Source organism: Streptomyces sp. MJM8645 (genome assembly GCF_001625365.1).
Taxonomy (GTDB): domain Bacteria; phylum Actinomycetota; class Actinomycetes; order Streptomycetales; family Streptomycetaceae; genus Kitasatospora.
In genome coordinates this window covers 26231-48282 of the sequence record NZ_LJJF01000002.1, presented here as the reverse complement: position 1 = coordinate 48282, position 22052 = coordinate 26231, and the positions used below count along the sequence as shown (strand labels likewise).

Here is a 22052-nt window from a genome sequence, read left to right as displayed (position 1 = left end):
GGAGGCGGCCCGCCGTGGTGTCGTCGAAGGGACAGTATCGAGTCGGCCGTAGCCGGTGTGCGCCGGCCGGGAACCGGGGCCGGTCAGCCCTCGCAGATCTTGCGCCAGACGTCCAGGCTCTTGTCCGTCCGGGCCGGGAGGATGCCCCTCAGAGCGCCCAGCCCCTTCAGTCCGAGGGGTGACGCCGCGACGTCCGCCGTCAGGTAGCCGGCCGCCTCCCCGCAGTCCCAGGCGGACGTTCCGCTGCTGCACTTGTCGGCCACCAGGCCAACCTGGGTGACGGTGGTCACCAACCAGGCTGCCCCGGAGATTCCCCCGGCGACGGCCGCGCAGGGCAGCGCGCCCACGACGGCGCAGCCCACCGCCACCGTGCCGGAGACGGCCCAGACAGCTGTGGCGACAGAGTTGATGTGCGAGATCACGTCGGAGTGGTCATGGGCGAACTTCTTGACGCTGCTCCAGCCCCAGAGCCCCGCCGGGTCCGTCTGGTTGAGCGGATCGGCGTTGGCGTAGCCGTATGCGCTGAGGGTCTGTTCGACCACCGGGTCGACGCTGAGGAACTGAGCCGTGGCCGGGTCGTAGGAGCGGGCCCGGAGGTACACCAGGCCGCTCTCGTCGTCGCTGTACTGGCCCGCGTACCGCAGCGCGGTCGACGCGGAGCCCGTGTGGGAACTGACGGCGCCGTAGGGCGTGTAGGCGTACGCTCCGGCCACGGAGCCCGAGGCGTCGGTCAGGGCCCGGGTGGAGCCCAGCTGGTCGTGGAAGAACCAGAGGGTGCCCGTGCCGGTGATCTGCTCGACCGGCAGGTCGTCCGGTCCGTAGACGTACGAGGACGAGCCGTCGGAGAGCAGGTTGGGGATCTGCTGCGCGTCCCAGGTGTAGGAGACGGTGGTCGTCCCGGTGGTCTTCCGCGTCCGCAGGCCGGTGCCGTTGTACGTGTAGGCGCTGGTGGTCCCGCCGCTGCTCACACCGGTCAGGCGGTTCGCCTGGTCGTACGTGTGGGTGACAGCGGTGCTCCCGGTGGTGGCCTTCGTGCGGTTGCCCTGCGGGTCCCAGGTGTACGCGGTCGCGCCACTGGGCGGGGCGGTGCAGGACGGCATGGCCGGCACCGGGCCCGGCGTGCTCCAGCAGAGCTGGTTGGCCGTGTCGAAGGCCTGGCCGGCGGCTCCGGTCCGGACGGGGTTGTCGGCGGCGTCGTACGTGTAGTCGGTCGTGGCCGACCCCGAGGTGGTGGACTTGAGCTGGTTCAGCGCCGTGTACTGGTAGGTCTGGGCGCTGCCCGGCACACCGCTCGGGGTGTCCGAGTTGACGCGGCCCGTGTTGTCCCGGGTGTAGGTGAGCGAGACCAGTGTCGAGGTGCCGCTGGTCAGCCGGTCGGCCAGCGGCTGCCCGGCGTCGTCGAGCGTCGTGGTGACAGCGGTTCCGTTCGGGACGGCCGTGGACGTCCAGTGACCAGCCTGGTCGTACCCGAACCCGGTGGTCTTTCCGTTCCAGTCCTTGACCGCGGTCAGGCGGTTGGCCTTGTCGAAGGTGCGGGTGACCGTCTGGGCGCTGGCACCGGGGTAGGTGATCGAGGTTTCGTTGCCGTTCTCGTCATAGCCGTAGCCGGTGACCGCTCCGGCGCCGTCGGTCAGCGAGACCAGCTCGCCGAAGGCGTCGTAGGCGCGCCGGGAGGTGCCGGTGCCGTCGGTCATCGAGCTCTGTCGACCGGCCGCGTCGTAGCCGATCGCGGTGACTGGCGGGGTGGCGGTGTCCGAGTAGGCCACCGAGGTGGGCTGGTTGTTCGCGTCGTAGCCGAAGGCGGTGGCGCGTCCGCTCGGATCGGTCGATGCCGTGCGTCGTCCGGCCGCGTCGTAGGCGTTCGCGGTGGCGCGGCCCAGCGGGTCGGTGCGCAGGGTCTGCCGCTTCTGGGCGTCGTACGCGTAGACGGTGGCCGCGCCGAGTCCGTCGACCGTCCTGGCGACCGTGCCGTCGGGGTTGTGGTCGGTGGTCAGCACCGTCCCGTCGGGCCGCGTCACCTTGGTCTGGTTCCCGAGGGCGTCGTACGTGTAGTGGGTGGTGTTGCCGTTCGGGTCGGTCGTCGAGGTGCGGTGCCCGTCGGCGTCGAAGGCGGAGGTGCTGGTGTGGCCGAGCGGGTCGACGGCGCCGGTCCGGTTGCCCCATGCGTCGTAGGAGTAAGTCGTGCAGCCCTTGGCAGGTGCGGTGCAGCCTGGTGACGTACCGGCGGCGACACCGTCCGGGGCCACCTCGGAGGTCAGCAGGCCTCGGGCGGTGTCGTACCCGTACTTGGTGGCATTGCCCAGTTCGTCGGTCGCGCTGATGACGGCGCCGGCCGGGTCGTAGGTCTTGCGGCTCGCGTTGCCGCGCGGATCGACCGCGCGGGTCGCGTCGCCCGGGTGGGCCGCGTCCTCGTAGTACACCGCGGTGGTCCGGGCCGGCAGCGATTCGTCGACCGGCTGGCGGATGACGCCGGTGAGCAGTCCGAAGCCCTCGCTGCCGGTGTTGGTGCCGCTGCCGGTCGCGATGTGGCCGGCCTCGTCGTAGGCGTAGGAGGTCCGGAGTCCGCTCGGGTCGATGACGGTGCGGAGGTTGTCCGCGCTGTCGTAGGACTTGACGGTGGTGAACCCGCGGGCGTCGCCGGCCGACGTCTCGTTGCCGTGGTCGTCGTAGGTGTAGGTGCGCAGGTTGCCGACGGGGTCGGTCTGTGCCGTGACGCCGAGGCTGACCGGGTCGTAGGTGTAGCTCCAGGTGCCCGCGTCGGCGGTGCCGTAGCCCTTGGTCTCGGACTGCAGGAGTCCGTTCTGGTAGGTGTCGAGGGTCTTGTGGCCGGCCGGGTCGGCGACCAGGGTCTGGCCTGCGACCAGGTTGCCGCCGCTGTCGGGCCCGTAGGTGAAGGTCGTGGTGCCGCCGACCTGATCGGTCTGCACGAGGACGCGGCCGGCGGTGTCGTACGTCATGGAGACGACTGGCGTCGGCGTGGCGGTGGACCCGTACTGGGACGGCTGGCGCATGGAGTTGAGCAGGTGGTTGCCGGTGTAGCCGTACTGGAAGTGGTCGTCGTCCTTGAGGACGGGGCTGCGGGTGGTGCCGGCGCCGTAGACGTCGGTGAGGTTGCCGTTGGCGTCGTAGCCGTAGCTCACCTGGCGGCCCGCGCTGTCGGCGAGGCCGGTGACGTGGTTGCCGGTCCAGGTGAGGGTGTAGCTGCGCCCGCCCGGGTCGGTGATGGTGGCCAGGTGGTCGGCGGCGTCGTAGCCCAGGGTGGTGGCGTAGGGCGGGGAGGCCTTGCTGCCGGCGAGGTCGGTCTCGCTGAGCAGGTGCCCGGTGCCGGCGTCGAAGGTGAAGATCTCCTTGGACTTGCGGGCGAAGGTGTAGGCGGTGCCGTTCTTGGCGAGGGTCGCGTTGAAGCGGGGCGCCGACGGTGCGTAGCTTCCGGAGGTGTTGACGAAGGCGACCTGGGAGCCGTCTTCCTGGCGGATCGTGACGTTGCCGGTGGCCGGGTCGGTGACGGCGCTCAGGTTGTAGGAGTGGGTCCAGCCCCAGCCGAACGGTCCGTCCGCGGCCAGGGCGCCGCCCGGGCCGGCCGGGTCGGCGACGGCGGAGGCGTAGGTGCGGGTGAAGGCGAGTGGCTTGCCGCGGCCCGGGGTGGTGAGGTCGGTGAAGGTCTCACCGAAGTAGCCGGTGCTGGTGTCGACCGGGTCACCGGCGGTGCGGCGTACGCAGCCGCACTGCACCCACGAGGGGTTGCTGCCCTTGGGGGCGTCCTGGATGCCGGGCGGTCCGCCGATGGGCTGGCCGGGGGTGCCGCCCATCGGGATGAAGGCGACCGCGTCGTAGGCGACGTCGTAGTCGGCGAAGTTGATGTTGCCGGCGCCGGTGATCTCGCTCTTGTTGGTGAGCTGGAGGTTGCCGCCGTTTCGCATCGCGAAGGTGCCGATGGTGACCCATTCCTCGGTGCCCCAGTTCTGGTTCACCCGGATCTTCCACGGTGCCACCCCGCCGCCGGGGTTGATGGTGTAGACGACGTTGGAGGCGGTGGCGGCCGTGGAGGGGAGATGGATCTTGATCTTGTAGTACTGGAGCTTGGGCAGGTTCGGCGTCCAGGTCCCGGTGTTGATCAGGTCCGGGTTGGCGCCGTCCTCGGTGTGGGTGAACAGGACGCGCCCGCCGAAGCCGACACCGAGCTGGTGGGTGTCGATCGCGCCGATCTTGTCACCGGCGGCGTTGGTCCCGTACGCGTACGTGAAGGTGCCGCCCTGGGACCAGTTGGCGGGCGTGCCGCAGCCGACCAGGTTGAGCGGTGGCTGGGGCTGCGACTCGTCGACGACGATCGGGGCTCCGTATCCGGCGTTGCCGACCTTGGCGGAGTCCAGGGCACAGGTCGGCGGGTGCGGGTGCGGTTTGACGACGGCCGGTTCGGTCGAGCCGGCGGCCGCCGTGTAGGCACTGGTGGCGCAGGTGGCGGAGCAGTCGGGTACGAAGGTGACGGCCTGGTGCCACCAGCACTGGAAGCTGGCCAGGGTGCAGTACTTGGCGTTGGCGGCGCCGGTCGGGTCGCACTTGTTGTCGGCGGTGCAGAAGGCGGTGACCGGCGGGATCTGCAGCCAGGTCTTGCCGCCGTGGTAGTCGGGCTTGGTGTAGGCGGGCTGGTTGAACCGGAGGATCGGCTGGCCCATCCAGCCCGTGATCCGCTCCTGGTAGGGCCAGCTGCCGGGGTGCGCGGCGTCGCCGTAGCTGTTCTTCAGATACGGCGCGCGGGTCGGCGGGTAGTCCGGGTTGCGCGGGTTGTTGGCCCAGCCCAGGCCCCAGTTGCCCTCGGCGCTGGTGCAGGTGGGGCTCGGCACGCAGCCGGTGGTGTTGCCGAACTTGGCGGTGGGCTGGATTCCGGAGTTGTAGGCCCAGGCGGCCAGGTACCAGTTCTCCAGGTAGCGCGGGTTTCCACCGTTGACGGTGATGCCGGCGTCGTAGAGCTGGTTCCAGGTCCGCTCCAGGATCTGCAGACCGGCGGAGACGTTCTCCTGGTAGTCGACGGCGATCTTGGTCTGGCCGTTGACCGAGTAGACCGTGTCGCCCTTCGACATGCCGTTGGTGATCTGGCCGAGGCCGTAGCCGCAGTCGGCCTTGGTGTAGTCCATCTTGGAGATGGAGCCGCCGGCGCCGTAGTAGTCGCCGACCAGCGCACCGCCCGCGATGCCGGGCAGGGCGTGCCAGGACGCCTGGCTGTAGTTGCTCTCCTGGGCCACGATCGCCTGGTAGACCGAGCGCGGCACCGAGTCGAAGGTGTCGCCCGCCGGGTGTTTGAGCGGCAGCCTGGGGAAGTCTCCGTTCGGTGCGAAGGCGGCCAGGCCCAGGTTCGCGAACCCGGCCGGCCGGGTGTAGGGGGAACCGGTCAACAGGCCCTGCTCGGCCATCTCGATGGCCCAGGACACCTGTGCGGTGCCCGGCTGCATCACCTGCCGGTTCTCGGCCAGCCGGTCCACCGCGCACTTCGGCGCCGCGGCGGCAGCCGTGGCCGGGGAGTCGTCGGTGCTTCGCGCGTCCGTCTCCCCGGGGGCGGGCGCGGGCGCCGCGGCGGCGCCCTGCTCCGACACGATGCCGCCGGCTCCAGCCGGAACCGGCGCGAGGGGCGGAACCGCGGTCGACACGGACACCGTGCCGGGGGCAGCGTCTCGCTTCAGGAGCGTGTCACCCGCGGTCGTGACCACCAGCGGGGCCGACACGGCGGTGTCCGGCCCCAGGCCCAGCAGGGCGGCGCCGTCCAGGGACACACCGACGGCGCCCGAGGGCAGTTTGCCGGTGGAGACGTTGCGGATGCCGGATTTCTCGGCCAGCTTGGTGGCTCCCAGGGCGACGGACTCGCCACCCCGGCCCTGCATCAGCCGTAGCGCCTCCCTGGGGCCCTCGCCGAGGGGGGAGAGCCTGCCGTCCCGTTCACGCATCAGGAAGGAGGTCGGCCCGCCGTCCTTCTGCACGACGAAGTCGACCCCGCCGGCGGTCGGACGCAGGTCGTAGGCGAGGCCGTCGACCTGCGCGATCCTCACCGGCTCGGCGGGTGTCTCGGCCGAGGATGCGGGAACGCGGACCAGGGAGGCGCCCTGGGCGCCCACCGGGCCGTCGGGGGTCGGGACGACCGATGTCACCTGGCCGGCCACCGTGGTGGACGCCTTGATCTCGCCGGTCGGCAGATCGACTGTCAGGATCTGGGTGAGCCGCTGGTCGCTTCCGGGGTTGACCGTGAACATCGCGGTCTGTCCGGTACCGCAGCCGGGCGAGTGGTATTTGAGCGCCACTCCGGCGGCCACGGGCTTCACCGCGCCGCTGGACAAGTCCACCGAGTACGCGACGGCACCGTGGTCACGCGCCTCGGCCCGGTTGACGGCGCCGGCGGGCAGCACCGTGACGGCAGCGAACCTGCCGTCGCCGGACACACACTGGTAGCCCGTCCAGGACGCGTCGTCGATACCCGCGGGGCGCAGCAGCGCCGTCTCGCGCCACCGGTAGCCGCCGGCGCCGGTGGCGATGTCGAGGTGGTAGCCCGAGCCGTCGCCCCAGCCGTTGACCAGGACGTCCTCGGCGGGGCCGAGGGCACCCTCGGGCGCGGTGGCCGACGGCTGTTCCGGAGGGGCCGCCGCCCGGGCGGGGCTGGTCGCGGACATCACTCCCGCGATCAGGGCCATGCTGAGAAGAGCCGTCCCGGGTAATCCCAGGACCGGCGATTTTCGTGAGGACACGTGTTCTCGTACCTCTCGGAGTGTTCGGGTGACGGAACAGCTGCCCCCTGGAGGGGGAGGGCTCGACGATTCCCCCGTTCCGGCGGACCTGCCGGGGTGACGCCGAGCGACCGTGCGGGTGCGACCGGGGGCGACGTGTCCGTGGTCGCCGGCGCAGTGCTTCGACGGGTTCGATGGTGATCCGCGTGCACGTCCGTCGGCGCCGTACGGCGCCGACGGACGTTCGGGGCCAGGTTTAGACGTGGAACCACTTCTGCCACGAACTGCCGTTGCAGTCCCAGAGGTAGACGCGTTGAACGCTCCAGTCCTTCTGCCCGGGGTCGGCGTCCAGGCACTTTCCGTTCCAGGCGCTCCTGATCTCACCGGCGCTGGTCCAGATCCACTGCTGGTTCCTCGGCTGGTGCTCCCATTCCAGCCAGCGGTAGCGGGTGATGCGGCTGCCGTTGGCGTTCTCCAGCACCGCGTCGATGACCTTCCCGTCGTAGACGGATGTGAAGACCAACCGGCCATCACCGAATGCCCCCTGCATCCAGCGCTGCCCGCCGTTGTTGTCGCACCGCGTCAGATTGACGGTGCCGCCGTCCCAGGGTTCCGAGCCGTCCCAGTCCAGGCAGTTCCCGGAGTACCTGTTGGCTATGTTGCTCCAGCCGACCGCGGCCGCGTGGGCCTCCGTCTTCTCCGGTGTGCTGTTCGCGGACGCCGCGCCGGCCGGGGCGAGTGCGACCACGATCGCGGCACAGGCCGTGAGGGCTTTCCTGCTGATCACTGTTTACTCCTTCTTCGATGTCACCGGCACTTGACCTTGCTTCCGTGGTCGGTGAGCAGGTCGTTGCGGATCCACCCCTGGACGCCGGTGCTCACGTTCCGCGCGTACGTCCAGCTGAAGTCGTCGTCGGCCAGGGGGGTGGAATAGCAGTGGTAGTCGAGGGCCTGGCCCTGGTAGGCGACGCCGTTGGCGGGGCACCCGGTGCTGGCACCGGAGCGCATGTTGACGGCCCCGTCGGCGGTGGCGTACCACCCGCCGCCGTCGATGTCCTCGGGCACCCATCCGCACCCGGCGAACACGGTGGCGGATACGGCGGATGCGGGGCTGGCGAGGGCTTGCGGGGCAGCGAGTGCGCACAGGGCTGCACTGGACAGGAGCAGCGCGACGATGCGTCCACGCATGGTTGACCTCCGTTTGGTGGGGTGAGGAAGACCTGCAGCCACGGGGACGGGGTGGGGGAGGAGGCACGCGGCCGACGCCGGTGGCTCACCCGCCGAGGCTGCCGGCAAGGAAGCCGACGGCCGGCTGTCAGTCGTGGTACACCACAGGGCTGCAGTCCAGGGTGCTGTCGGGGAACCCGAAGTACGTGCCGCAGACCCGGTAGTAGGAGCCGTAGCTGGTGCCCACCATGTTGGACCAGTCCAGCTCGCCCTTGTTCACCGCGACGGCGCGTTCCTCCTGGACGTCGACACCGCCGCCGCCGTCGAGGAGGACACGCTGGATCACCGCGCTGGCGCCTGCGGCGCCGGCGCCGGAGGCACGTATCCAGCCGGCGTGGCACGCGTTGGACCACCGCAGCTCGTAGTACCCGGCCTTCAGCGTGTAGGCCCGCAGGTTGAAGGCGTCGGCGTCGCAACCGGTGCCCTTCGGCCCCTTGTTGGAGCACGTACCGCCGTAGCAGGAAGCCGCGTAGGCCGCCGGTGAGGCGGCGACGGAGAACCCGATGAGGGCTGCGGCCGCGAGGGTGAGAGAAACGAGCCTGTTCTTGAGCACATTCACTCCGATCGGATCGAAAGAGCGGCTGATACCGGGGAAAGCGGTGGCCGGTCCCCCTTCGGGGCAGGACCGGGCCCCCGCTTCCCCGCCGGTGGCTGTCCCCCGGCAGTCAGCGGCCACCTCATGCTGGTTCGGAGCTGATTGTCCGTCAATCAATCTCTGGGAAAGCCAAGTTCGAGCACGGAAAAATATCGTTGTCCGCGGACAAGTGGATTTCCGTGGACCGGTGGAGGACGGGCGGGCGCCTGCAGCTGCCCAGGGGTGCCGTGGGGCCGCCCGAGGCACCTGTCCACGGCGAGTGAGCGGGTGGGGCCCCTGGTGCGTCTTCTTGTGCTGGACCTGCGGGTGCGGTCATGTGAGTCGGCGTCGGGGCAGGGCGGGGCGGTTGCCGCTGAGGCAGGGCATGACGAGCGCGATGACGGTGTCCGCGCTGCGGGAGCGGAAGCCCCGGCGGACGATCGGGCGGGTCCTGGTGTTCGTGGACTCGATCAGCCTGCCTGTCACCTGCTGGTGATCAGGGTGGCGGCCGGTCCGCTGATTTTCGTCCAGGTGGCGGCGCCGTTGCTGGGTGCCTGGTAGATAGCGCTGTGGTCGGGCGCCAGGCGGTAGATGTGGTCGGCGGTGACGGCGAATTCGGCTCCCGCCTCGCTGACCGGATCCCAGAACTGGGGAGTGCGGGCGTAACGCAGGAAGGTGCCGTGATCGGGACTGGTGGCGAACAGGTCGGCCGGCCCGGCGTAGAGGTCCTGGGCGTGGCCGCCGATGAGGGTCCAGTCGCTGCCCGTACCGTCCCATTGGAACACCTGGCTGCGGTCCGGTGAGAGTCCGTAGAGGCGGGTGTCGCTGACGGCGAAGGTCGCCCCGTCGGTGCCCACGTAGGTCCAGATTTCCCTGGCGGTGTCGTAGCGGAAGATGCGGCCGTCGCGCGGGTCGGTCGCGAACAGGCCGGCCCCGCCGCCGTACAGGCGTCCGGCCGGGCCTCCTATCTTGGTCCAGCTCGTTCCGGTGCCGTTCCAGCGGTAGACGCCGGTGTGGTCCTGGGCGAGGCGGTAGAGGCGGGTGCCGCTGATGGCGAAGTCGGCACCGGGTTCGCTGACGGGTGTCCAGTTGCCCGGGGTCCCGCTGTAGCCGAGCAGCCGTTTGTCGTCGGCGCTGACGGCGAACACACCGGCGCCTCCCGCGAGGATCCTTTCGGTGGGACCGCCGATGGGTGTCCAGGCCATGTCCCGGCCCTGCCACTGGTAGACGGCGCGGTGGTCCGGGGCGATGGAGTACAGCGTGCCCGGAGCGGAGGCGACGACCACGGGTTGTCCCGGCTGCTGGGGGGCCGTGTCAGGCGGAACGCCCTGGGTGTCGCGGTTCCGTGGGGTGCTCGATGCCTCGGGGGCGGGCGTCGCGTCGGCCGGGGTCGGCGCCGACCCGGGGGTGGGCGTCACCTCGACCGGAAGCGGGGCCGAAGGCGAGGCCGTAGCCTGCTGCGGCCCGGGGGGAGCAGTTGCGTCTGCCGAGGCCGGGGCTGAGGCCGTAGCCGACGCGATGCCGGCGGCCGGCCGGTACGTGTCCGCGGACGTGCCGGCCGCGGACGGGGACGGGGACGGACCGTGGGCCTCGGTGACCGCCGGCACACGGTAGGAATCCGCCAGGTACGGCATCGGGATGCCCGGTGCCGGTGCGCTGAAGTGCATACCGAGCAGCACTCCGACCAGTAGCAGGGCGAGGGCCGCGAACAGGATGGTGCCGGTCCTGCGACGGGTGCCCGCGGCGCTGGGGGCGTTCGCGGCGTTACGCGCCCGGCCGAATGGGGCGATGAGGCCGGTCAGGCGATTGTCCGGGGCGTCGACGACCTCGCCGCGGACAATCCGGGGTGCCGGTGAGCGCGGTACGACGGAGGTCACCCCGAGCACCTCGCGGCGCCGGTCGGCCAAGGCCTCCCGCACCGCCACGAGGTCGGCGTCCAGGCGCCACAGCACCGGCAGACGCGCCCGCACCCCGTCGGCCACCACTAGCTCGGACCCCGGCTCCCGGCTCTCGTCCGCCCGGCTCTCGTCCGCCCGGGCGTGCGTACGCTCCTGATCGGCCAGGAGCCCGACGGCGTCCTGCTCCCGCTGCGCCGCCTGTTGCGCCTCACGTGCGCTCTGCCTGATGCGCCGCACCTCGGCCAGGCAGCGCGTCGCCTCCCGCAGCCGGGCCCGCCGCAGCTGCGCCGCGCCCCCGCCGGGCGCCTGCTGCGAAGCGGGGCCGGTGTCGTCCTCCGCGTCGTCGCCCAGTTCACCCCGCAGCTCGGCCACGACCTCCACCAGCACACGGATCAGTTCATCCGCCTCCGCGACCCCCTCCTCGGCCTGTCGCTGCGCCTGGCGGGCCAGGTCCAGCGCCTGCTGGGCGGCGAAACGTCCCGCCTCGGGCGGCCGCAGTCCCCGGGCCGCCAGGGTGGCTTGTTCGTGCAGGCGGGCAGCACGTTCCAGCAGCACCGTCCGGGCCCGCGGGTCGGTCACGCGGTCGTGGACCAGCCGCTGGAGCAGGTGCCACGGGATGTCCTTCTCCCCGGAGCGGTACTCGCTCCAACTGGTCTTGCCTGCGGGGTAACGCCGGGCGAGCTCGCGGACGGTGACTCCCGACGTCACCTCCCGCACGAACCGGGCCAGGGCATCCGCCTGCTCGGTCTCCCCCTTGAGCCGCCCCTGCGGACGTCCAACACCAGCCACCCCGTGCCCCCTTGTCCTGTCCGGCGGCCGGACCTGATTGTCCGCCGCCCCCTGACCCTCAGTCGGCTTCTTGTAGATGAACAATCAAACAGGCTGCACTGTGGAGTCTCCACCGATTCCTCGAACAACGTGCCGGGGTCGGCGGGCCGCCGGGCCGGCGCCCCCGGGCCGGGCATCTGGCCGAATCGGAAACTGACGCTACATCAATTCTCTTGATCCAATGGATCATTGGCGAGAGGGGAGTTCCCGGTGGCTGGTTCACACACCCTTCGCCCGGCAGCAACCCTGGCCGCCGCCGCGACGGCCGCCACCGTGCTCCTCGGCCCGGCACCCGCCGCGGCCGGCCGACCCCGCCCCGCCGACCCCGAGCCTTCTGCCCACCCCCACCTTCGGTCGCTCCCGTCGAACGCCGCCGAGACCAGCACCGTGGCAGCCCTGAACACCGCGGGCGACGTCCTCGGGGGAGTGCTACCCGAAGGCGGCTACGCACAGTGAAACCGTCGCGGCCCGGAGGCGGGGGCCGCGACCAGGAATTGATACGTGCCCGAAGCGGGAATAGCCTGGAACCATTGAGAGTTGGCGGGTGCCCGATGCGTCGGCCCCGCTGAGCGGTACTGCGTCCAACCGGTACCGCGTCCACCGGTACCGCGTCCATCTGCTGGGGGCGCCCCATGCACACCCACCCGGCACGGGCCTTGGCCGTCTGTTCGCCAGGGCACGGCAGACTCCACCTCTTCGTCGGCGCGCACGACGGCGCCGTACGGTACCGGGTGTTCGACGGCCGCTGGCACGCCTGGCACGCGCTGGACCGCCCCTGGCCCTCGCCCGGCGCCCCCGCGTTCACCGGCGCCCCCGCGTTCAACTGGCTGAGCGCGACGGCGGCCGAGGGCCGCCCGGTCGAGGTGTTCGCCCTCAGTGTGGCGGGCGAGTTGTTACGGCTGCGCCCCGGCGCGGGGGAGCACCCGCACTGGACCTCGCTCGGCACGCTCGCCCGGGGCGGCTCGGCGACCGGTTTCACCGTCGTGTCGAGCCGCCCCGGCGATGTCCACCTCGTCCTGGACGCGGGCGCCCACGGCTGGGAGTTCCTGCGCGGACGCCCGACCAAGGGGCCAGTTGTGCTCCGCACGGGCGAGCGCGCACCCGGGCACCTGACGGCCGTGCCCGTCGCGCCCGGCCGGATCGACCTCCTCCTCGCCGACACCCGCGAACGACGTCTGCTCCGCGCACACCTGGAGAGCGACACCCCGCCGATGCGCGAGCCACCGGTGTGGGAGGAGCTCGGCCCGCTCCCCGACGGCGACGAACGCTCCTTCACCTGCCTCGCCGCGACGGAGCGTGACGTCTTCCTGGGCGGCGACCACGGCCTGCGGCACTCCGCCCTGGCACCCTGGCTCGGCTGGGAGCAGCTCGGCGGCGACCTCACCGCCCCCGACACGACCGGCCCCCGACTGGCCGCTGTCGCCTCCGGCGGCGGCCGCACCGACGTGCTCGCCGTCTGGGCCGGTGCCGCGCTGATGCACCGGCGCTTCGACCGCGGCTGGCAGGACTGGCAGCTCCTCGACCTGCCGGACGCGCCCACCGGCAGCTACCCCGTGCTCCGCGCGGACGACCTGGTCACCCTGACCGTCCGGAGCCAGGGCCTGCACGAACAGACCCGGCCCGACGGCACGGTCCAGCTGGTGGCCGACCCGGGCGGCGGCCACCTCCTGGTGGACGTCCCCCCGCAGCACCTGGCCGAGACCGTGGTGGAGTCCGGTCAGCCGCCCCAGGGCTTCCTGGCCGGCCCTTCCACCCTGTGCTTCGCCGTCGGCCCGGACCCGGTCACGCTCACCGTGGCCGGCCTGCTCGACGCGATGAACCGCCTGCCGCTGATCGTCACGACGGCCACCACCGCCGACCTGCTGGCCCGGCTCGAAGTCCCCTGGAACCTGCTGCTCACCCTGCAGCCGGACGCCCGGTGCAACCACCGCACCCTGCCCGCCACCGGCACGGCCGGCGGCACCGAGCTGTGGCACAGCCGCATCGCGGGCCCCGACGGACACCTGACGGCGCGGCCCCTCCGGTCCCTGGCCGACGGCACCGACCACGGCACCCCGCTGGACACCTGGTACGACCGGATCGTCGCGGCCGCCGCCGAGAACCCGGCCGTCCCCCTCACCGTCGACCGGCTGATCCTGAGCGCCTACGGCGCCCGGTTCTGCGCCGCCGCCCACTGGCCCCGGCTGGAGTGGGCCCAGGACGCCGCACTCGGCCGGGACTTCCACGTCAAGGTCTCCGCCCCCGGCGCCCTGTTCCCGTTCGGCCACCGGGCCGCCTACATCGAGGTCTCCGACCGCCGGTTCGACGGCACGGACCCCGCCGTGGCCGCCCTGCACCGCAAGGCCTTCCTGATCGTCACCGAGCCCGTCCGCGACGACTACGGCATCGGCGCGGGCGGCCCGCACGAACGCCGGTTCCCGTTCCAGAGCGTCGCGATCGACCCCGGACAGACCGACGGCCTCGACGACGCCTCCTGGATCCCGGTGGGCTCCTCGGCCGCCCCGCCGAGGTGCTTCTGGCCGACCCGGGCCAGCGCCCCCGTGGTGTTCACCCTCCGGGCCACGGCCGGGCAGGAGTACGTGGAGCTGGACCTGCCACTGCTGTTCGTCGAGGACGGCGCCACCGGCGCCGGCTACGGCGCGGCACTCGACAAAATCTACGGAAACGGTCCGAGCACCGGAGCCTTCGCGAGCCTCGGCCGCCCCCTCTGCGACATCGCCGCCCGCATCCCGCTCGTCATGACGTCCCCGACCCAGGCGGTGGAGGACGCCGTGCAGGAGGTGCAGTCGATGACCTTCGGCGGGATCGGGGCCGGGCTCTCCCCCAGCGGGGTCGGCTTCTACCCGCAGGTGACCCAGCTGGCCGTGGGGCTGCCGGCCGTCCGCCGGCTGCTCGGCCCGCTCCCGGCGCTCCCCGCCACGATCTCGCAGGCGCTCGTCGACACCCCCTGGGGCAGCCCGACACCCGACGCGCTGCTCGACCTCGTCACACCCCGGACGCTCGACTTCGGGGCCGCCGGGGCCCGGGTCGGCGGGCTGTCCGCCCCCAACATGACCGTGTCGCAGATCTCGCGCACGCTCGGGCCGGCCGTCAGCGACGCCTTCCAGACCGTGCCCTCGAAGCTGTTCGCCCCGGACGCCACCCTGTTCGGCGTGGTCCCGCTGAGCAGCCTCATCGACGTCGTCAGCGCACCGCCGAAGCTCCTCTGGGTCGGGCAGCAGACGCCCACCCCGTCCGCGGAGCTGACCTGGCACCAGGACCTGCAGAAGTCCTTCCCGCCGTTCACGCCCGACACCGGGTGCGCGCTGGACCTCGACGTCCGGGCCCTGTCGGTCGACGGGAAGCCCGAGATGCACGCCACCGGGACGATCAGCAACTTCAAGCTGATCGTCCCCGACGCCGGCGCCCCCGCGTACGTCGCCCTCAGCTTCGCGTCCGTGACCTTCACCGCCGAGCCCGGCAAGCGGCTCGACCTCTCCACCCACCTGACGAACGTCACACTCGGCGGGGATCTCGGGTTCCTCGCCACCCTGGAGCAGTACCTCCCGCTCGGGGGGAACGGCCCGAGGATCGACACCTCGGCGACCAGCATCACGGCCTCGTACACCGTCGCCGTCCCCAGCGTCGGCCTGCTGGTGTTCAGCGTGCAGAACCTCACCGTGCAGGCCGGCGTCACACTGTCGCTGACCGACCAGCCGATCGTCATGGACTTCGCGTTCGGCACCCGGGAACGGCCGTTCCTGGTCACCGTGTCGGGCTTCGGCGGCGGCGGGTACCTGGAACTCGGCCTGAGCGCCGGCGGCACCGACAGCGGCCTGCAGCGCTTCACCGGCGGGATCGAGTTCGGCGCCGCCATCGTCATGGACTTCGTCATCGTGTCCGCGGAGGTGCACGTCTTCGGCGGCGTCGTCTTCGCCAAGAACGGCACCGACACCGAGGTCACCGGCTATCTGCGGATCGGCGGCAGCGTCTCGCTGCTGGGGCTGATCAGCGTCTCGATCGAACTGACCCTCAGCCTGACGTACGACTCCACCTCCGGCTCGCTGAGCGGTTCGGCCCGGCTCGTGATCACCGTGGACCTGACCTTCTTCTCCAAGTCCTTCACGCTGGAGTGCCACAAGTGCTTCGGCAACTGCCCGCCCCCCGCCGGGCTGCGCCGCCCCCTGAGCGGTGCCTCGACCGCCTCGGACCCGTCGGTCGAGGCCGCGCTCGGGCCGCAGGGGCAGACCTTCCCGTGGCAGACCTACTGCCGGGCGTTCGCAGGGGAGTGAGCCATGTCATCGACCGGCCCGGAGAGCCTGACCGGCCCGGAGAGTTCGACCGGCCTGGAGCGGCAGTTCGTCTGGACGGTGCTCCCGGCGGGCCGGCTGGCGACCGTCCCCGGCCAGTCCGCGCCGATGGCGCTGCTGTCGGTGCTGCTGACACCGCGCCTGCTCGCCCCGGACGGAGCCGCGCTCACCATCGCGGACTTCGGGATGCAGGACTGGCCGCGGCGGCTCGCCGGGGTGGGCTTCGACGTCCGGCGCGGCGGGCGGACGCTGCCGTCCGTGCGCGTCCCGTACACCGCCCTCGACGGGAGCACCGTCCAGTTCCCCCCGGACCGGCAACTCTCCGTCTGGCAGACGCTGTTCACCGCCACGATGCCGGTGGAGCCGTACCGGGCCACCAGCTACGACGGGCGGGCCACCAAGGCCTTCCCGGCCGGCCGGGCCGGTACCGACGTCAAGGGCATCTACGCCGCCACCGCCCAGGCCCACGCCGCACACCGCGGCGCGGCGCCGGAGAGCCACCCCGGGCTGCGGGCCGCGCTGCGGGCGATCGGCGAGCAGTGGCAGCCCGGCCTGCTGGCACCCGCCGGCGCCACCCCGACCGGTGCCACGCCGCCCCACGCCACCCCGGCCGGCGCTGTCCCGACCGATGCGACGCCGGCGCTCGCCCAGGCGTACGCCTTCTACCGGCGCGGCGCGCCCGACACCACGCCACCGGACCGCCTGGCGGCGCCCCCGCCCGCAGGCGAGTTCCACCAGGGCATCGCGCACCTGGCCGACCACCCCGTCCTGCTGCGCGCGCTCGGCCTGCTGGTCGACCTCGCCGTACCCGCCTCCGCGCTCACCCCGGTGGACCAGACGCACCCGGCGGAGCTGAGGGTGGTGCCGCTGTGGCCCCAGCCCGACCCGAACCCGTCACCGGGCTGGAGCGCAGCCGCCCAGACCGACCTCTCGCCCGCCACCGCCTACACCGTCACCGGCACCCGCTTCGTGCCCTCCTCCGTCGACGGTCCGACCTCCACCGGCTTCAGCGGCGGCCTCCTGCCGCTGACCGGTGCCGGTCTCGCGCCCTCCGCGAACCCCCGGTTCGAGCTGCTGCCCTTCGACGTGGACGGCGCCGCCCTGCGGCTGGTCAGCACGGCCCGGTCGGACGGGTCGTCGCCCCCTCCCGGGGAGTCGTCCCCCGTTCCGGTCGGGGCACTGCCCGCGCTGCACTCGACGGGCTTCGCCCTGGTCGACCGGGCGCGGGAGGAGGAGCACGGCAAACAGCTCCAGCGGGCGCAGCAGCGCGGCACGCCGGCCGGCCTGCTCGCCTCCGCCCTGCTGGCGGACTCCCTGCTCGGCGGCTACCGGATGGACGTGTTCGACGACAGCCGCCAGACCTGGTACTCGCTGTGCCGACGGCGGGTGCACCACACCGTCGGCGGCGTGCCGCTGCTGCCCGACGGCCTGCTGGAGGAGGGCTACCTGCGGCCCGGCCCGGTCGTCACCGGCTTCGGCGACGCCGACGCGCTGTACCTGCACGAGATTGTGGCGCGCTGGGACGGCTGGAGCCAGGTGGCCCAGCGGCCCGAGCGGGTCACCGCCACCGGGGACACCCTGCCGGTACCGGTCACGTCGGGCCTCGACACGGTGGTGGAGTGCGACACCGGCTCGCTGCCACGGCTGCGGTTCGGCCGCAAGTACCGGATCCGGGTCAGGATCGCCGACCTCGCCGGCGGCGGGCTGCGCGTCGAGGAGGTCGGCGCCGCCGACGCCCAGTCGGACCTCGTCCCCTACTGGCGCTTCGAGCCGCTGCCGCCGCCGGAGCTGGTGCCGACCCGGGAGTGGGACGACGGCGACGGCCACGACCGGATGGTCATCCGCAGCGACCGCGGCACCTCGGCGGACGACTACGCGACCCTCCACGGCTACCGTGCCCACGACCTGCGGCACCTGCTGCCGCCGAAGTGCTCGCTGGCCCTGGCGCTGCAGTACGACGGCGCCTTCGACACCGCGCTGGGCCCCGCGGCGCCCGGCACCGAGGTGAGCCGGCTCTTCGCGGTCGCCGAACGGGCCGACCGCGAGCTCACCGACGTCCAGGGCGCGCGTACCGTCCCCGCCGGGCCGCCCTCGCCGTCCTCGTACGTCGTCCTGCCCGAGACCGACGCGGCCCTGCCCTGGCTGGCCGACCCGAGCGGCGTGTGCGCCGCCCTGAACGCCCGGCCCCGGCCCATCGACCCCGGCAACGGGCGGCCCGGTCAGATCGACCCGCCCGACGACGCCGTGATCGCCATCTGGCAAGGCGCCTGGCCCGACCTGCAGACCGCGTCCGTACGGCTGGAGGCGGCCGCGAGCGGCTGCACGGTGAGCCGGGCGGACCCACGCCACGTCACGGTCGCGCTCGGTCCGGCCGAGCAGGTGACCTTCGACATCCCGTCCTGCCTCACGTTCGACGACGTCGCGCTGTTCGGCATCGCGCTCTGGCAGGGCGTCGACCCGAACGTGCCGCACCTGCCGGCCTTCCAGGACATCGTCGCCGGCCGGAACCGCCTGATCACCCCACCGCGCACGGTCACCCTGGTGCACGCGGTGCAACACCCCCTCACCGACCCGAGCGGGCAGCTGACGCCCAGGCGGGGGCCCGGCGACCGCGACACCGTCCTCGGGACGGACGCCTTCGCGATCGACATCCCGAGCACCGGACGGATCGACCTGAACGCCGACTGGACCGACCAGGACGACAGCCCGTCGGCCGCACCGACCACCACCCGGCGGATGGCGCACGTCGGCTCGTACGAGGTCCAGCACCTGCCCCTGCTGGAGGCGCTCCCGGAGATCCGCCAGGAGTTCGGCGACACCCGCCACCACCACGTGAGCTACGCCGTGACGGCGGTGTCCCGCTTCGAGGACTGCTTCGCGCGCATCCTCGCCACCGACCCCGGTGCCTGCACCGCCGCCGGGCAACTCGGCGACATCGACGTGCCGAGCACCGTGCGCCCACCCGCCCCCCAACTGCTCGACTGCGTCCCGTCGTTCGGCTGGACCCGCACCACCGACGGGCAGCGGTCGCTCACCCGGCTGCGCCAGGGCGGCGGCCTGCGGGTCCTCCTCCAACGGCCCTGGTACGTCTCGGGCGACGACGAGGCCCTGGCCGTACTCACCTTCCCGCCCGGGCCGGTCCCCGCCGAAGCCCTGCGGTACGTCGCGGTCGCCGGACGCGACCCGATCCGGGACACCGGGGCACCACCCGCCGTCCTCACCGGAGCCCAGGTCAACGTGGCACAGCGGGCCCAGGTGACCCTCCCCGAGCTGCACCGCCTGCTGGACGCCGCCCTCTACCCGGTCGAGTTCGACGCCGAGGGCGACCGCTGGTTCGCCGACCTCGACCTGACGCCGGTCGTCTCCGCCTCCTACTTCCCGTTCGTCCGGCTCGCCCTGGCCCGCTACCAGCGGTACACCATCCCGGGTGTCCCCGACGTGTCACAGGTGGTGCTGACCGAGCCCGTCCAACTCGCGCCGCAGCGGCGCCTCACGGTCACCCGCAGCGCGGGGCAGGCGGGCGTCGTCCTGGAGGGCCTCGGGCCGGGCGGCGCCGGGAACACCGTCCGGACCGAACTCCAGGTCCAGGACCCGGGGGTGACGGCGCCGGACGGCGTCACCGGCTGGTCCACCGTCCTGACGGCCTCCGCCGTCCTCGGGCAGACCATCACGATCAGCGTTCCGGACACCGGGCAGCGGGCCCAGCGCCTGGTCGTCCGGGAGTTCGAGACCCGGCCCGTTCCCGCCGGCGCCGACACCACCGGTCGACCCGTGTTCGTCGACGTCGTAGCCCTCGGAACGTGGTGACGGACGTCACCGCGGCTCCACGACCGAAGAAGCGATCATGGCAGACATCTTTCCCGACACCGGCCAACTCCGGCTCGCGGACCAGGCCACCAGCGGCCTCCTGCCCCTCGTCGTGGACAAGGTGGCGACGTCCTGGTCCGTCCTGGTGGTGGCCATCGGCCCGAACTGCGCACCCCTGGGCGCGAGGCCACCGGACATCGAGCTGCGGGCGGGCTCCGGAGCGCTCACCACCGTCGCGCAGGCACCCGCCACGTCGTCGATCGTCGACGGGACCGGGAGCGCGGTCGGCACCGCGTCGTGGACCAGGGACGCCAACGACGTCTTCACGGTGCAGATCGACATCTCCAATCCGGGGGAACGCCCCTGGGGCCTGCGGATCACGAACACCGACCCGCAGGAACTCGGCTTCGTCTGGTCCACGGGGAAGACCCCGGCGAAGGCCCAGCAGCCGCGGATCATCCTGGACCGCACCCCCCTGCGGATGACGGTGGCCTTGGGCGAGACCGTCCCGGACATCACGATCCCGATCTCCAACATCGGCACCGGACCGCTGCACGTGAACGGTCCGGGCGACCAGCCCATGGGTGCGGGCTACGTGCTGAAGAACTTCCCGGCCAGCCTCCCGCCCAACGCCTGCGACCACCTCCAGATCGGGATCAGCCCCGTATCCGAACCGATCGTCACCAGCCTGCAGACCGCCGACTTCGTCCTGCCCTGCAACGATCCGGTGGCCCAGGAGGTCACCCTGCAGCTGTCACGTGACGAGAAGGGCAAGGACGTCAAGGACGTCAAGGACGTCGCCAAGGAGAACAAGGACGACAAGGACGACAAGGAGCGGAAGGAGGCCAAGGAGGACAAGGACGCATTCAAAGAACACCCCGCCGAGGGCATGCACCCGGCATCCGAAGTCAACCACCCGCCCGAGCACTTCATCCCCCCGGCGCAGCGCCCCGACCTCGCGGACAGCGCCCTGCGGGACGAACCCCCCGAGCCGGGACGGACCGAGAGGTAGGCGCCGCATGTGGCTGGTGCTCTGCGATCCGGCGGACCGGGCCGCCGTGTGGGCGTACGAGGGGCTGCGCGAGCGCGGGCTGGAACCCCTGGAACTGCTCTCCCCGCAGACCCTGCTCGGCTCCACCAGGTCGGTGCACCGCGTCGACCGCCTCGGCGCGAGCTTCGAGATCACCCTGCCCGACGGGCGCGTCCTGGACAGCCGTGACGTCGACGGCGTGCTCAACCGGGTGGCCTCCGCCCCCTTCGGGTACCTGCCGTTCACCACCCACGCCGACGCCGCCTACGCCGCCCAGGAGCTGGACGCACTCCTGCTCAGCCTGCTCACCTGCCTGGCCCCGGTCTCGGTCAACCGGCCTGCCGGGTACGGACTGTGCGGCGCCTGGCGCTCGACCGCCGAGTGGACCGCACTCGCGATCAGAGCGGGGCTCCCCACCCGGCCGGCCCGGATCTCCAGCAGCCCCGACGGCGAACCGCGAGCGGCCCCGACCGGGCGCGGCGACGTCCTGGTGCTCGGCGAGCACGTCTTCGGCGCACCCCCGGCCGAGGACGAGGAGCCGTACGTCCGGCTCGCCCGGCTCGCCGAGGTCGACCTGCTCGGGATCGACCTGCTCGGGGCCGACTCGCCCGGGGCCGACCTGCTTGGAGCCGGCCACCGCCGCGACGACGGTCGGTCGGCGGTCTTCGCGGGAGCGAGCCCCCTGCCCGACCTCCGCCCAGCCGGCGCCGCCTTCCTCGACCGCCTGTACGAACACCTCACCGGGCTCCCCCGGGGTGCGCCGTGATCGTCGTCTGCGGCATCGCCAGCGAGTCGCCGCTCGCCCGGGTCAGGGCCGAACTCGACAGCCTTGGCCTGCCGTACGCCATGCTCCACCAACGGCGCTTCGAGGAGCTGCCGTTCGAGGTGGAGGCCACCGGCACCGCCGTCCGGGGGCGCATCCCGTACGACGGCGGATCCATCGACTGCGCCACCGTCACCGGCATCTACCTCCGGCTGATGGAATGGCGCAGACTCCCCGAAGTCCGCGAGGCGGGCGAGGACACGGTACGCAGGTGCCGGTCCTGGCACACGGCCCTGAGCACCTGGGCGGAGCTCGCCCCCGGCTGCGTGATGAACCGGGAGAGCGCGATGGCGTCCAACACGTCGAAGCCCCACCAGGCTCAGCTGATCCAGCAGTCCGGCTTCCGCGCTCCGGAGACCCTGGTGACCAACGACCCGGACCTCGTCCACGAGTTCCACGCGCGGCACGGCGAACTGGTCTACAAGTCGATCAGCGGGGTCCGCTCGATCGTCCGGACGCTCGACCGGGAGGCCCTCGACCGGCTGCCGCTCATCCGCTACTGCCCGGTGCAGTTCCAGCGCTACGTCACCGGCACCAACGTCCGGGTGCACACGGTCGCCGGCGAGGTGTTCGCCACCCGGATCGAGACCGACCGGGTCGACTACCGCTACGCCCGGAGCGACGGCGGCCGGGCCGAACTCTCGCCCTGGCAGCCCCCCGACGACCTCGCCGAGCGCTGCCTGCACCTGGCGGCACGACTGGGGCTCGCACTCGCCGGCATCGACCTGATGCTGGCCGACGACGGCGAGGTCTACTGCTTCGAGGTCAACCCCTGCCCGGCCTTCAACTACTACGAGGCCAACACCGGCCAGCCGATCGCCCACGCCATCGCGCTCGCGCTCGCGCGGCACTGAGGAGAAGGAGACTCC

The 22052-nt window shown here is 72.3% G+C and carries 12 protein-coding genes; 6 read left to right on the top strand and 6 right to left on the bottom strand.

Translation table 11 applies throughout. The annotated features are described in order from the left end of the window. Positions 1-83 precede the first annotated feature (83 nt). From A6F73_RS31190 to A6F73_RS41745, 6 genes are all read right to left on the bottom strand, one after another. Positions 84-6653, bottom strand: coding sequence for an RHS repeat-associated core domain-containing protein (locus A6F73_RS31190; RefSeq protein WP_244293765.1), 6570 nt, complete (start codon positions 6651-6653; stop codon positions 84-86). Between the two features lie 310 nt (positions 6654-6963). Further along, entirely contained in the window at positions 6964-7494 is a 531-nt protein-coding gene (locus tag A6F73_RS31185) for an RICIN domain-containing protein (RefSeq protein ID WP_063351734.1), read from the bottom strand. A 20-nt stretch (positions 7495-7514) separates the two neighbouring features. Next, a complete protein-coding gene (locus A6F73_RS31180; RefSeq protein ID WP_063351733.1) occupies positions 7515-7895 on the bottom strand; it encodes a hypothetical protein in 381 nt (126 codons plus the stop codon). A gap of 127 nt (positions 7896-8022) precedes the next feature. Beyond that, positions 8023-8487 (bottom strand): DUF2690 domain-containing protein, encoded by a 465-nt coding sequence (locus A6F73_RS41755; protein WP_063351732.1) that lies wholly within the window; start codon positions 8485-8487, stop codon positions 8023-8025. Between the two features lie 354 nt (positions 8488-8841). Then, positions 8842-8994 carry a hypothetical protein gene (locus A6F73_RS41750; protein ID WP_159398607.1) on the bottom strand — a complete coding sequence of 51 codons (153 nt, stop codon included), beginning with the start codon at positions 8992-8994 and terminating at the stop codon, positions 8842-8844. After that, on the bottom strand, positions 8991-11195 hold the full coding sequence (locus A6F73_RS41745) for a hypothetical protein (protein ID WP_159398606.1): 2205 nt from the start codon (positions 11193-11195) through the stop codon (positions 8991-8993). Before A6F73_RS41745 ends, A6F73_RS41750 begins: the two co-directional genes overlap by 4 nt. A 249-nt stretch (positions 11196-11444) precedes the next feature. Between A6F73_RS41745 and A6F73_RS41740 the strand changes: the two genes are divergently transcribed. The 6 genes from A6F73_RS41740 (at position 11445) to A6F73_RS31145 (ending at position 22037) form a co-directional block, all read left to right on the top strand. After that, entirely contained in the window at positions 11445-11690 is a 246-nt protein-coding gene (locus A6F73_RS41740; protein WP_159398605.1) for a hypothetical protein, read from the top strand. Between the two features lie 176 nt (positions 11691-11866). Then, positions 11867-15505: a hypothetical protein gene (locus A6F73_RS31165; protein WP_063351730.1), complete on the top strand. Its 3639-nt coding sequence runs from the start codon at positions 11867-11869 to the stop codon at positions 15503-15505. Between the two features lie 3 nt (positions 15506-15508). Further along, positions 15509-19330 carry a hypothetical protein gene (locus tag A6F73_RS31160; protein ID WP_063351729.1) on the top strand — a complete coding sequence of 1274 codons (3822 nt, stop codon included), beginning with the start codon at positions 15509-15511 and terminating at the stop codon, positions 19328-19330. Positions 19331-19367: 37 nt separating this feature from the next. Next, positions 19368-20342, top strand: coding sequence for a hypothetical protein (locus tag A6F73_RS31155; RefSeq protein ID WP_063351728.1), 975 nt, complete (start codon positions 19368-19370; stop codon positions 20340-20342). A 7-nt stretch (positions 20343-20349) separates the two neighbouring features. Next, positions 20350-21126 (top strand): hypothetical protein, encoded by a 777-nt coding sequence (locus A6F73_RS31150; protein WP_063351727.1) that lies wholly within the window; start codon positions 20350-20352, stop codon positions 21124-21126. Further along, positions 21123-22037, top strand: coding sequence for an ATP-grasp domain-containing protein (locus A6F73_RS31145; protein WP_063351726.1), 915 nt, complete (start codon positions 21123-21125; stop codon positions 22035-22037). The genes A6F73_RS31150 and A6F73_RS31145 overlap by 4 nt, the downstream gene beginning before the upstream one ends. Positions 22038-22052: the final 15 nt, after the last annotated feature.

Coding starts and splice junctions, on each gene's coding strand:
- A6F73_RS31190 (WP_244293765.1), bottom strand. CDS start 6,653: ATGTCCGCGACCAGCCCCGCCCGGGCGGCGGCCCCTCCGGAACAGCCG.
- A6F73_RS31180 (WP_063351733.1), bottom strand. CDS start 7,895: ATGCGTGGACGCATCGTCGCGCTGCTCCTGTCCAGTGCAGCCCTGTGC.
- A6F73_RS31165 (WP_063351730.1), top strand. CDS start 11,867: ATGCACACCCACCCGGCACGGGCCTTGGCCGTCTGTTCGCCAGGGCAC.
- A6F73_RS31160 (WP_063351729.1), top strand. CDS start 15,509: ATGTCATCGACCGGCCCGGAGAGCCTGACCGGCCCGGAGAGTTCGACC.
- A6F73_RS31155 (WP_063351728.1), top strand. CDS start 19,368: ATGGCAGACATCTTTCCCGACACCGGCCAACTCCGGCTCGCGGACCAG.
- A6F73_RS31150 (WP_063351727.1), top strand. CDS start 20,350: ATGTGGCTGGTGCTCTGCGATCCGGCGGACCGGGCCGCCGTGTGGGCG.